The organism is Pseudomonas sp. Cab53, from assembly GCF_018325965.1.
Lineage (GTDB): Bacteria > Pseudomonadota > Gammaproteobacteria > Pseudomonadales > Pseudomonadaceae > Aquipseudomonas > Aquipseudomonas chlororaphis_E.
This window is the reverse complement of sequence record NZ_AP021902.1, coordinates 6,055,728-6,068,694: the sequence shown is the minus strand read 5'-3', so window position 1 is coordinate 6,068,694 and position 12,967 is coordinate 6,055,728. Positions and strand designations below refer to the sequence as shown.

General features: G+C 66.9%; 7 protein-coding genes and 1 pseudogene. All 8 read left to right on the top strand.

The annotated features are described in order from the left end of the window. The 8 genes and pseudogenes from KI241_RS26820 to KI241_RS26785 all read left to right on the top strand — a co-directional run bounded on the left by KI241_RS26820 (position 1) and on the right by KI241_RS26785 (position 12,922). A complete protein-coding gene (locus KI241_RS26820) occupies positions 1 to 1,305 on the top strand; it encodes a DotU family type VI secretion system protein (RefSeq protein WP_042731476.1) in 1,305 nt (434 codons plus the stop codon). Continuing rightward, a pseudogene (gene tssM / locus KI241_RS26815) lies at positions 1,302 to 4,801 on the top strand (type VI secretion system membrane subunit TssM). Before KI241_RS26820 ends, tssM begins: the two are co-directional and overlap by 4 nt. Next, complete coding sequence (tagF, locus tag KI241_RS26810) at positions 4,798 to 5,451, top strand: type VI secretion system-associated protein TagF (RefSeq protein WP_047735748.1); 654 nt, start codon at positions 4,798 to 4,800, stop codon at positions 5,449 to 5,451. Before tssM ends, tagF begins: the two are co-directional and overlap by 4 nt. Then, complete coding sequence (locus tag KI241_RS26805; protein ID WP_047735749.1) at positions 5,452 to 6,183, top strand: protein phosphatase 2C domain-containing protein; 732 nt, start codon at positions 5,452 to 5,454, stop codon at positions 6,181 to 6,183. After that, positions 6,180 to 9,272 (top strand): serine/threonine-protein kinase, encoded by a 3,093-nt coding sequence (locus KI241_RS26800; RefSeq protein ID WP_123579240.1) that lies wholly within the window; start codon positions 6,180 to 6,182, stop codon positions 9,270 to 9,272. Before KI241_RS26805 ends, KI241_RS26800 begins: the two co-directional genes overlap by 4 nt. Continuing rightward, positions 9,272 to 9,988 (top strand): ABC transporter ATP-binding protein, encoded by a 717-nt coding sequence (locus tag KI241_RS26795; protein WP_042731536.1) that lies wholly within the window; start codon positions 9,272 to 9,274, stop codon positions 9,986 to 9,988. Before KI241_RS26800 ends, KI241_RS26795 begins: the two co-directional genes overlap by 1 nt. Next, complete coding sequence (locus KI241_RS26790; RefSeq protein WP_042731537.1) at positions 9,988 to 11,184, top strand: FtsX-like permease family protein; 1,197 nt, start codon at positions 9,988 to 9,990, stop codon at positions 11,182 to 11,184. The genes KI241_RS26795 and KI241_RS26790 overlap by 1 nt, the downstream gene beginning before the upstream one ends. Continuing rightward, positions 11,177 to 12,922 (top strand): SUMF1/EgtB/PvdO family nonheme iron enzyme, encoded by a 1,746-nt coding sequence (locus KI241_RS26785; protein WP_042731538.1) that lies wholly within the window; start codon positions 11,177 to 11,179, stop codon positions 12,920 to 12,922. Before KI241_RS26790 ends, KI241_RS26785 begins: the two co-directional genes overlap by 8 nt. Positions 12,923 to 12,967: the final 45 nt, after the last annotated feature.

Here is a 12,967-nt window from a genome sequence, read left to right as displayed (position 1 = left end):
ATGAGCAACGACGATCGTACACAGTTCATGCCGACGCCCGGTGGCCGTGGCGCGGACCCCTTCCGCCAGGACCCGGGACGCCCGCAACCGGCCCCCGCGCCCCTGTCGATGCCGGCCGCGCCGGTGCTGACCGGCAAGGCCCAGGGACTCAACCCGCTGGAAAGCGCCGCTGGCCCGCTGCTGGCCTTGTTGACGCGCCTGCGCAACACCATCGCCCACCCGGCCCCGGCCAGCTTGCGCGCGCAACTGCTGGCCTACCTGCGTCAGTTCGAAGAGCGTGCCGAGGCCGCCGGCGTGGTGCGCAACGACGTGCTGCTGGCGCGCTACGCCTTGTGCACCGCGCTGGATGAGGCGGTATTGAGCACGCCGTGGGGTGGTACCAGTGACTGGGGCAAGCAAAGCCTGTTGATCACTGTGCACAACGAAGCCTGGGGCGGCGAGAAGGTGTTCCAGCTGCTGGAGCATTGCCTGCAAAGCCCGCGGGAACGCCTGTACCTGCTGGAGCTTTTGTACCTGTGCATGTGCCTCGGGTTCGAGGGTCGCTACCGGGTGATGAACGACGGTCGCAGCCAACTGGAAGCGTTGCGCGAGCGCACCAGCGCGGTGATCCGCAGCGCCCGTGGCGAATACGAGCGTGAGCTGTCGCCTCATTGGCGCGGTGTCACCGTGGCCCGTGATCGACTGGCGCAGTTCATGCCGCCGTGGATCGCCGTGGCCATTGGCGCGGCGCTGCTGCTGGCGCTGTTGTTCGGCCTGCGCATGAAGCTGGCCTCCGACGCCGAGCCGGTGTTCAAGAACATTCACTTTCTGGGCGAAATCCCGGTGCAAACCATCGACCGTCCCGTGGTGCAGCCGAAACTGATCGAGCGACCACGCCTGGCCGGTTTCCTGGCCGATGAGATCAAGGCCGGACGGATTGCCGTGGAAGACGCCGTCGACCGTTCGGTGGTGACCATCCGGGGCGATGAGCTGTTCGCCTCGGGCAGCGCCAGCATCAAGGACGATTTCCAACCGTTGATGCTGCGCATCGCCGATGCCGTGCGCAAGGTCAAGGGCCAGGTCCTGGTGACCGGCCACAGCGACAACCGTCCGATTGCCACATTGCGGTTCCCGTCCAACTGGGCGCTGTCCGAAGCACGGGCGCGCTCGGTGCTGGACATTCTTTCGGCCAAGACTGGCCAGCCCGAGCGCTTCAGCGCCGAAGGCCGCAGCGACACCGAGCCGCTGGCTTCCAACGCCACGGCAGAGGGCCGTGCGCGCAATCGTCGGGTTGAAATCACCGTATTGGCGGAGGGGGTCGAGTGAAGGCGTTTTTCAGTTTTATGATCCGCTGGGTCATCCCGTTGCTGGGGCTGATCGCCCTGAGCCTGATCATCTGGTTCGTTGGCCCGCTGCTGGACTGGCTGGTGCCCGAAGGCCGGCGCTGGGCGCTGATCATCCTGGTGTTCGCGGTGTGGATCGCCTACCGGGTTTTTCGCATTATTCAGGCCCGCCGGCAGGCCGCCGAAGTCATGCGCAGCCTGGCCGAGCAAACCCCGCCCGACCCCACCAGCATCGCCACCGCCGAAGAACTCGAGACCCTGCGCCAACGCATGGACGAAGCCCTGGCGCTGCTCAAGAAAGCCAAGTTGGGCGGTGACGAACGCCGCAACCTCTACGAGCTGCCGTGGTACGTGATCATCGGCCCACCGGGTTCGGGCAAGACCACGGCGCTGGTCAACTCCGGACTGCATTTCCCGCTGGCCGCGCAACTGGGCGCCGGTGCGGTACGTGGCGTGGGCGGCACGCGCAACTGCGACTGGTGGTTCACCGACCAGGCCGTGCTGCTCGATACCGCCGGCCGCTACACCACCCAGGACAGCGACGCGACCGTGGACAAGGCCGCGTGGCTGGGCTTCCTCGGCCTGTTGAAGAAGCAGCGCGCCCGTCGCCCGATCGACGGCGCGTTCATCGCCATCAGCCTCTCCGACCTGCTGCTGGGCAGCGAGGCCGAGCGCGCCGCCCATGCCGCGGCGATCCGCCTGCGTATCCAGGAGCTGTACACCCAACTGGGCGTGCGGTTCCCGATCTACCTGATGCTGACCAAGCTCGACCTGGTGCCGGGGTTCATGGAGTATTTCGATACCCTGAGCAAGGAAGAGCGCGCCCAGGTCTGGGGCATGACCTTCGCCCTGGACGATGGCAAGGGCAACGACAGCCCGCTGGCGCACCTGCAAAGCGAATTCGCCGGCCTCGAGCAGCGTCTCAACGACCGCCTGGTGGAACGCCTGCAGCAAGAACGCGACCCGGCGCGGCGCGACTTGATCTACGGTTTCCCGCAGCAGTTCGGCGCCTTGAAGGATTGCCTGCAAAGCTTCCTGGAGGGCGTGTTCAAGCCCAACGCTTTCGAAGAGCGGGTGTTGCTGCGTGGCGTGTATTTCACCAGCGGCACCCAGGAAGGCAGCCCGATCGACCGTTTGATCGGTTCGATGGCCCAGAGTATGAACCTGGACCGCCAGCACCTGGCGCGCCAGACCGGTACCGGGCGCAGCTATTTCATCGAAAAACTGTTCACCGCCGTGGCCTTCGCCGAGCGTGGGCTGGTGGGCGTCGATCCCAAGGTCGAACGGCGGCGCAAGTGGATCGCCCGAGGCGTGCTGGCCTCCACCGTGGTCCTGGTGCTGGTGGTCGGGACTTTGTGGTGGGTCAGCTACCGCGCCAACCAGGCGTACATTGCCCAGGTCGACCAGAAGGTCGCGCCGCTGGGCCAGACCGTGCAGAACCTCAGCCCGGCCCAACGCGATGTGCTGGCGGTGTTGCCGCTGCTCAACGCGGTCAAGCACCTGGCCGACGATGCTCCCGACTGGGCCGAGGGCCTGGGGCTGTACCAGGGCGACATGCTCGAAGCCGAGTCCGGCAGCGTGTACCGCAAGCTGCTGATCGCCGTGTTCGGGCCGCGCCTGCTGACCCGGATCGAAGAGCAACTGCACAGCGGCGGCAATTCGGATTTCCTCTACGAAGGCCTGAAGGCCTACCTGATGCTCGCCGACACCGAACATTACGATGCCGACTTCATCAAGGCCTGGATCGCCCTGGATTGGGACCGCACCCTGCCGCGCGACCTGCCGGCCGAACAGCGTGCGGCCTTGAACGAGCACTTGCAGGCGCTGTTCGAGCGGCGTCCGCCGACGGCGCGCCTGGACCCGCGCCTGATCGAAGACCTGCGTCGCCAGTTGCAGCAACTGCCCGTGGCGCAACGGGTCTACGACCGGATCAAGCGGCAGAAGCTGCCCGACGGCATCCCGGACTTCCGCATCAATGAAGCCGCCGGACGTGATGCTGCGCTGGTGTTCAGCCGCAAGAGCGGCAAGCCGTTGGGCGAGCCGCTGAGCGGATTCTTCACCGTCAAGGGCTACCGCCAGGGCTTTCTGCTCACCGGCCTCAGCCAGGCCGGGACTCTGGCTGAGGAACAGTGGGTCCTGGGCTTTGAGCAGGCCGACCAGCAGAACGTCGCCAGCCTGGCGGCGGACGTGCGGCGCCTGTACTTCCAGGACTACCAGCGCCAATGGGACGCCCTGCTGGCCGATATCGACTTCGTGCCGATCACCAGCGTGGCCCAGGCCGCCGATGTGCTGCGGGTGATTTCCGGGCCGACCTCGCCGTTGAAAAAGCTGTTGGTGGCGGTGGCGAAGGAAACCGACCTGCAACAGGATGAGCGCCTGCTGGCCGCCCAGGGCGCGCCGGCGGAGGGTGGGGTGGACAAGCTCAAGGAGCGCCTGGGCAGTTTGCTCGGCCAGGAGCAGGCACCGCAGGACGCGCCCCAGGCCAATGACGATCCGATCACGGCGCACTTTGCCGAGCTCAACAGCATCGTCAGCAAGAAAGAAGGCGAACCGGCGGCCATCGATGGCCTGCTGGCCGACATGAACGCGCTGTACGTGCAGGTCAGCGCCATGGTGGGCGCCAGCGGCGACGCCTTGCTCGGCGAAGCCAAGAACCAGGCCCAGGCGGCCGCTACTCGGGTCAGTCTCAATGCCGAACGCCAGCCACCACTGGTGCAGGGGTTGGTCAAGTCGGTGGTCAATTCCACCACCAACAGCATGATGGGCGGGGTGCGCAACCAACTGAACGCTGCCTGGACCAGCGAAGTGGTGAACATCTATCGCCAGTCCCTGGCCGGGCGATACCCGATGTCGCCGGCAGTGCGCGGGACGCGACCCTCGACGACTTCGGCCAGTTCTTCGGCGTCGGCGGGGTGATGGACAACTATTTCCGCAAGTACCTGCAACCCTACGTGGACACCTCCACCCCGACCTGGCGCTGGCAGCCGGGCGCGGCGCAGAAACTCGGTATCGCCCCGGGCGTGCTGCAGACCTTCCAGCGTGCGGCGGCCATTCGCGATGCGTTCTTCCGTTCCGGCGGGACCCAGCCGATGGTGCGCTTCGAGCTCAAGCCGGTGGCGATGGATTCGACCATCACCCAATTCTTGCTCGACCTCGATGGCCAGCAGTTGAGCTACGACCACGGCCCGAGCCGCCCGACCGCCATGCAATGGCCGAACCCGGGCAGCATCGGCGTGGTGCGGATCTCGATCATGCCGCCATCTTCCAGCGGCCGCTCCGGCATCACCCTGGACGGGCCGTGGGCCTGGTTCCGGCTTCTGGAGCAATCGGACCTGACCGCCGGCAACTCGCCGGATCGCTTCAACCTGCGGCTGCGGGTCGATAACGCCAGTGCTTCCTACGAGCTGCGGGCCAACAGCGCCTTCAACCCGTTCAAGAGCCGGGTGCTCAGTGGCTTCAGCCTGCCGGAGCGGCTATGAGTACGCCGGGCTTCTATGGAAAGTTGGCCAGCCGTGGGGATTTCGTCAGCCGTGGCTTGCCCCAGAGCTTCATCGGCCCGTGGGATTCGTGGCTGGCGGCGGGCCTGCTCGCCAGCCAGAGCAGCCTCGGCGAGCGCTGGCTGGATGCTTATCTGGTCAGCCCGCTGTGGCGGTTCCTGGTGGCGCCCGGGGTGTGTGGGCCGGACGCCGCGGCTGGGGTGGTGATGCCGAGCATCGACCGGGTCGGACGGTATTTCCCGTTGACGGTCGCGGTGTTGCTGGAGCCCGACGCCGACCCTGCGTCCGTGGTCGGCGGTGCGGACGACTGGTTTGAACGGGTGGAAAACCTGTTGCTGAGCACGTTGAACGTGGAGGCCAGTTTCGAAGCGTTCGGCGCCGAGCTGGACAGCCTCGGCAGCCCGATGTACCTGCCGCGCACCCCGGGCGGCCGGTTCGCCAGCCTGCATCGCTTCGATGCCACCGACCCGCAGCGGCGCATGAGCGCCCTGGCCGAGTCGGCCTGCGAAGGCGCGAGCCTGTGGTGGGGTCAGGGTTCCGAGCGCATCGCGCCTGGCCTGATGCGCTGCCAGGGGCTGCCGGCCGCCGCTGATTTTGCGCAATTTTTGCTTGGCCAAGAAGGTGTTGTGTAGATGCGTCCAAGTGCCGGAAAAGCATTCAAGTCTGCGAGCAAGAGCCATGTCGGCATGGTCCGCCAGGTCAACGAAGACGCCTGCCTGGACCTGCCGGAGCACGGCTTGTGGGTGGTCGCCGATGGCATGGGCGGGCACGCGGCGGGCGACTACGTCAGCAGCCTGATCGTCGACAGCCTGCGTGGCATTGCCGTGGGCCGTTCGCTGGAAGAGTACGTCGCGGCGTTGCAGAGCGACCTGTTGCGGGTCAACGCGGCCGTGCGTGAAGAAACCGCCAACCGTGGCGTGACCATGATGGGCAGCACCGTGGTGGTGCTGGCGACGCGCGACCTGCGCGGCATGTGCCTGTGGGCCGGCGACAGTCGCCTGTACCGCCTGCGCGACGGCGTGCTGGAGGGCGTCTCGCGGGACCACAGCTACGTCCAGGACCTGCAGGACAGTGGCCTGCTCAGCGAAGCCGAGGCCCGGGTGCATCCACGAGCCAACATTGTCACCCGGGCCATCGGCGTCGAGGCGCAGTTGAACCTGGCGATGGTCGAACTGCTGCTGGTGCCGGGCGACAGCTACCTGCTGTGCAGCGACGGGCTGACCAAGACCGTCGAAGACGAAGAGATCCGCGAAGTGCTGAGCCATGACGACCCCGGCGAAATCGCCAGCAGCCTGGTGTCCCTGGGCCTTAGGCGCGGTGCGCCGGACAACATCACCGTGGTGGTCGTGAAGGTGCCGTCATGAACCCTGCCCTGAACATCCAGATCCCCGGCTACGACATCGAAGGCGAGATCGGCGAAGGCGCGATGGCCAGTGTCTACCTGGCGACCCAGCGCTCGCTGGAGCGCAAGGTCGCGCTGAAGGTCATGGCCGCCGCGCTGGCCGCCGACCCGACGTTCTGCGAGCGCTTCCTGCGCGAAGGCAAGACCCTGGCACGGCTGTCGCACCCGCACACGGTCACCATCCATGACATCGGCAATGTCGGTGAGCTGTACTACATGGCGATGGAATACCTGCCCAACGGCACGCTCAAGGAACGCATCGCCGCGGGCCTGACGCCGGAGCAGGGCCTGATCTACATCCGCCAGATCGCCTCGGCCCTGGGCTACGCCCATGGCCTGGGCCTGGTGCACCGCGACGTCAAGCCGGCGAACATCCTGTTCCGCGCCGACGGCACGGCGGTGCTTTCGGACTTCGGCATCGCCAAGTCCCTGGACGACCGCACCCAGTTCACCCAGGCCGGCTTCGCCGTCGGCACGCCGAGCTACATGAGCCCGGAACAGGCCCGCGGGCAGGACATCGACGGCCGCGCCGACCTGTATGCCCTGGGCGTGGTGCTCTATGAAATCCTCGTCGGCAAGCTGCCGTATACCGGCAATGACGCGCTGTCCACGGCCCTGGCCCACCTGACCGAGCCGTTGCCGGAATTGCCGGTGCACCACGGCCGTTACCAGGACGTGCTGCGCAAGCTGTTAGCGAAGGATCCGGCGGAGCGTTTCCCGGATGCAGCGGCCCTGCTACGGGCGCTGGACAACCTGCCCGCGGATTCGAATGAGGCGACGCTGATCCGGCCGTTGCCGCTGCCGACGACCAAGCCCGTGGGCGAGGACCTGGCGGGATTGACGCCGGTGTCCATCGACATCCCGAGCGGCCCCGCGCAGCCGCCGTCCCGTCCCCAGCCAACACCGACGCCACCGCCGGTGAGCCCGCCGCCGCGTCCGCCCGTGGCACCGGCCCGCAAGACCCCGGTGTTCGCCCTGGCCGCCGTCGCGGTGGCCGTGGCGCTGGCGCTGGGCGGCGCGGGTTATTGGTGGTTGTCCGGTGATGACGGCAAAGCGGCGAAGCCCCCGGTGGCCTCCACGCCTTCGTCGAGCAAGCCCCCGATGAAGGTGCCGGAAACACCCCCGGTGAATACGCCCGAAACCCCAGCGGCCAAGCCGCCGGTGAGCCCACCCGTGGCCACCGAGGCCGACGGTGGCCAGCGTCCGCTGTTGATGGCCGGCAAGAAAACCCTGTTCCAGCGTGTGCTGACCAAGCCGGGGGCAAAACTGGCCGATGCGCCGGGTGCCGCGCCCGGCAAGGACCTGCCGGCGTTCTCGGTGCTGTACGTCTATCAGCGCAAGGATGTCGACGGTAGCCCGTGGGTGCGTGTGGGCGCCGCCACCGATGGTCGCAGCGACGGTTGGTTGCCGGCCGCCCAGGTCAGCGACTGGAAGCAGAGCCTGGTGCTCAAGTTCACCGAACGTTCCGGCCGCGCGCCGGTGATGTTCCTGCGCCAGCCTGGCGAAGTGGAGAAACTGCTGGCAAACCCCTCCGCCGCCAGGAATGTGCTGCTCAAGGCCCAGCAGAGCCCGTCCGACAACCAGCAGGTGTTGGCCCTGGAGCCGGCCGCCAGCGCCGTGCCGGAGAAACAGTTCTACCTGCTGCCGATCTTCGACTCCCGCGAGAGCCTCGACGAGAACGGCCAGCCGGTGCAGTTGCTGAACGTGGCGTCCATCGACCCGGGCAATACGGCCAAGGCGGCGTCCGGCAACACGCCGATCCTCAATGCCAACGCCGACGCGTTCCGCACCGCCGTGGTGCTGGTGGTGGACACCACGGTGTCCATGCAGCCGTACATCGACCAGGTGCGCGACGTGGTGCATCAGTTACAGGCCCGGATCGCCGAGCGTGGCGAGCTGGACAGTGTCAGTTTCGGCATGGTGGGTTTTCGCAGCAGTGTCAAGAAAACCCCAGGCCTGGAGTACGTGGCCAAGACCCTGATCACCCTGGACCAGGGCCGCGACCCGCAGCGCTTCATGGACCTGGCGCGCCAGGTCAAGGCGTCCACGGTGTCGAGCCATTCGTTCAACGAAGACGCGTTTGCCGGGGTCATGGAAGCGGTGGAGGGCATGGACTGGTCCGGCTATGGCGGGCGCCTGATCCTGCTCGTCACCGACGCCGGCGCCTTGCGCAAGAACGACCCCTTTGCCGCGACGCAGATGAACGAAGCCGAGGTGCGCCAGGCGGCGCTGGGCAAGCAGATCAAGATCTACGCCCTGCACCTGCTCAGCGACGCCGGCAAGAAGACCCACGCCGGTGCCCAGAGTCAGTACCGTACCCTGACCGCCGACGCCAACCCGCAGATCGGCGACTTGTACATTCCGGTGCCGGGCGCCGATGTGCGCAAGTTCGGCGAGCGCGTCGACGAGATCGGCACGGTGTTCGCCGACCTGGTGCATCAAGTGCGCAGCAACAAGGAACAGAGCGTGCCGCAGTTGAGCGCCGCGCCGAGCCTGGCCGACAAGTCGGCGGCGGTCGGTTACGCGATGCACATGGATTTCCTGGGGCGCAAGAGCGCCAGCCAGGCGCCGCAACTGGTCAGCGCCTGGACCGCCGATCGCGACCTGACCAACCCGGCGCTGCCGGCGTTCCAGGTGTGCGTGATGCTGACCAAGCTGCAACTCAACGACCTGCAGCAATCGCTGAAGCTGATCGTTGACGCGGCCCGCAAGACCCAGAGCTCGCCGAAGGACTTCTTCCAGGAAATCGCCAGCGCCAGTGCCTACATGAGTCGCGACCCGTCGGCCTTGCGCAAGGGCGGCAACCTCGCCGACGGCGGGATCCTCGGCGAATACCTGGAAGGACTGCCGTACCGCAGCAAGTCGCTGAACATGACCCAGGACTTGTGGTTGTCCTTGAGCGTGGCCGAGCAGGAAGACTTCATCGACGAGCTGGATTCGAAAATCCGTCTCTACGAAACCTTCCACAACGACCTGGCGAACTGGGTGCGCTTCGGCGATGCCGAGCCGGGTGATGCCTTGTACCGCGTTCCGTTGTCGACGCTGCCGTGATGCTCGACATGACCGCGGTGCACAAGAGCCGAGGCGCTGGCAGCCAGCGCTACAGCCTGGTGATCCCACGGCTGCAATTGCGTGCCGGTGAGCAACTGGCGGTGGTTGGCCCCAGTGGGTGCGGCAAGAGCACGCTGCTCGACCTGCTGGCCCTAGTGTCGGCGCCTGACCAGGCCGGGCGGTTCGACTTCACGCCCGCCAACACGCCACTGGACATCGCCCGGTTGTGGCGCGGCTCCGGGCAGGGCGCCTTGGCGCAGTTGCGCAGCCAGCACCTCGGTTACGTGCTGCAAACCGGTGGCCTGCTGGGTTTTCTGGACGTGCGCGGCAACATCGAGCTGTCGCGCAAGCTGCTTGGCTTGAAGGACGACGGCAGCGTGACGCGCCTGGCCGGGCAGTTGGACATCGCCGACCAACTGGACAAGAAACCGGCGGACTTGTCCGTCGGCCAGCGCCAGCGCGTCAGTTGTGCTCGGGCCCTGGCCCACGGTCCTCGGCTGTTGCTGGCCGATGAACCGACCGCCGCCCTCGACCCTTTGAACGCCGAGCGTGTGATGCACCTGCTGGTGGCCCAGGCCCGCGAGCACGGCGTCTGCTGTGTCGTCGCCACCCACGACGAGGCGCTGGCCCGTGCCAGCGGCTTGCAGGTGCGCCGCATCAGTTGTCGTCGCGATGCCGACGGCGGCGTCACCGCCACGCTTGGGGAGGCTTGCTGATGCGCAGCACGCTGGTGGCTTCCCTGGCCTGGCAGGATTACCGCAACGATGCGTGGCTGTCGGCGTGCTCGGTGCTGGCGCTGGTGGCGGTGGTGGCGCCCTTGCTGGTGTTGTTCGGGCTGAAGTTCGGCCTGGTCAGCAGCCTCACCGAGCGGTTGCAGAACGACCCGGCCACCCGCGAGATCATCCCCCTGGGCGGTGGCCGCTTCAGCGCCCAGTTCATCGAGCAGTTGGGCCAGCGTGGCGACGTTGCCTTCGCCTTGCCGCGCACCCGACAGATCGCCGCGACCGCCGAGTTGAGCCGCGACGCTTCGCCGGTCACCGTGGAAATGATCCCCACGGCAGCCGATGACCCCTTGCTCCAGCGTCTGCCGGTGCCGCAGGGGCTGGACCAGGTGGTGCTCAGCCAGACTGCCGCGGAAAAACTCGGGGCCAAGGCGGGCGATTGGTTGCAGGCCAGTTTCGGCCGCCAGGTGGCCGGTCGCAGCGAGGCGCAGCGCACGCAGGTCCAGGTGATGCACGTGCTGCCGCTGGAAGCCTTCGCCCGGGACGGCCTGTTCGCCCCGCTGGCCTTGTTGGAGGCGGCCGAGGACTATCGCGACGGTCGCGCGGTGCCGGCGTTCAACTGGCCCGGCGAAGTGCCGGGTGTGGCGGGGCAACGGGTGTACCCGGCGTTCCGGCTGTACGCCCGCGGCCTCGCTGACGTCGAGCCGCTGCGCCAGTATTTCGCCGCGCAGCACCTGCTGGTGTCGACCCAGGCCCAGACCATCGCCCAGGTGCAGTCGCTGAGCCGCAATCTGTCGATCGTTTTCTGGATCATCGCCGGGCTGGCCCTGGCCGGCGCCTTCGCGGCCATCTTCGCCGGGGCCCTGGCGGCCGTCGAGCGCAAGCGCCGGGAATTGTCGGTGTTGCGCCTGCTGGGGGTGTCCACCGCTGCGCTATTGTTGTTCGTGGTGTTGCAGGCGCTTTACAGTGCCGGGCTTGCGGCCCTGCTCAGCGCCGGGCTGTATGGCCTGGCGCAGTCGGGCCTGAATTATCTATTTGCGCAGCTGCCGGGCGAATACGCCAGCCATCTGCTGCTGCGCCACTACCTGTTGGCCCTGGTGGCCGTGCTCGGCGTCAGCGCCGTGGCGGCGGCATGCGGTGGCTGGCGTGTGGCGCGCATCCAGGCCAGTGAAGGAATCCGAGATGTATAAGTTATTAGCCGCCGCCGTGGCGTTGAGCCTGGCGGGCCTGGTTGCCCTGCCTCATTCGGCGAGTGCCGACGAGGCCAGCGACAAGCTGGACAACCCCAAGCCGTTGCCGGATGACGTCAGCCTGCCGCTGCCTTGCGAAGGGCAGATGGTCTTCCGTTACGTCTATATCCTGGCCCAGGGCACCCTCGACGACCGCGAGATCAGCCTCGGCTACCCGTTCAGCGAGGGCGAGGCCGGTTACCAGCAGTCGTTCATTTCCGGTTACCGGCGCGATTTCATCAACGGCCAGTTCACCCTCAAGGACCTGCCCAAGGACTGGAACAAGACCATCACGCCATTGATGCCCAAGACCGACGCCAAGACGCCGCTCAAGCCGATGCTGTACTTCATCGGCAAGTACGAAGTCACCGCGCGCCAGTACGCCCAGGTCATGGCCCAGGCCCAGTCGCTGGCCAGCGGCGAACCGGCACCGGCCTGCGAGGCCTTGCAGGCCGACCTGCCCCAAGGCGTGGCCGGTCGGCTGCCCAAGGTGAAACTGTCGAAGTTCGAGGCTGAGCGTTTCTCGGCGGTGTACAGCGCCTGGCTGATGAAGTACCACAAGGACCTGCTGCCGGTGAGCGGCCGCGGCACTTCCGCTGAGGACGGCGGGCTGGGCTTCGTGCGCCTGCCCACCGAAGTCGAGTGGGAGTTCGCCGCCCGTGGCGGGCAGGCGGTCAGCCGCCAGGACCTGGAAGGGCGACTGTTCCCCCGGCGCCTGGAAGGCAGCGAAAGCGACGGGCCGCTGGCCGACTGGGCGGTGTTCAACCAGGTCGCCGGTGGCACCGGCCAGGCCGCACGGCTGATGCCGATCGGCACCAAGCTGCCCAACCCCATCGGCCTATTCGACGTGGTGGGCAACGCCGCCGAAATGGTCCAGGAGTCTTTCCAACTGGTGCACGCCGGGCGTCGTCAGGGTGCCTATGGCGGCTTCGTGGTCAAGGGTGGCAATTACCTGGAAGGCGAGGGCACGCTGTTCACCGGGATGCGTCGCGAGTACCCGCTGTTCGCCGCCGACGGCACCGAGCAGAGCAACGAAACCACCGGCTTCCGGGTGGCGGTCGGGGCGTTGTCGGCGCCGCGTTCGCGCTACAAGGAACTGTTTGCCCAATGGCAGAAAGAAGGGCGCCTCGCGTCCCTGACGGACGCCATCGACGATGCCGAGGACCCGACCAAACGCCTGGACAGCATCATCGCCGCCAGCGTCGACCCGCGCCTGCAAGCCGAGCTGGGGCTGGTCAACGAAGAGCTCAAGCGCAACGTCTCGCTCATCGCCCAGCAGCGCGAGGAAGCGGCCGGCAACCTGATCCAGTCATCGGCCCTGGTGGCCGAGACCGTCAACAACTACAACATCCGCCTGACCAATCTGCAGAACAGTCGTCAGGCGGCCCTGGATGCCAAGGACGACGCCAGTGCGCAATTGTTCGCCACGGCCATCGACAACGGTCGCAGTGCGCTGGAGGGCGCCGTGGCGATCTACATCGATAACCTGGCCACCGGCACGCGCTACACCGATGCGGTGATCCAGGCGCAGTTCCAGCGCGTCAAGGAAGAGCTGGAGCGCAAACCGGTACTGGGCAAGAGCCTGGTGGCGCGTGCCACGTTATTCGTTCGCCATGTCGGGGATTATCGTCAGCAAAAACGAGCCGACCCGGCGGCGATATTGAAGGAATTGCTCGCATCGAGCGCTCAGCGGTCTTGAGCGTTCGTTGTTAGCGAGCTTGGAAGGGACTCAGGCGGCGATGGG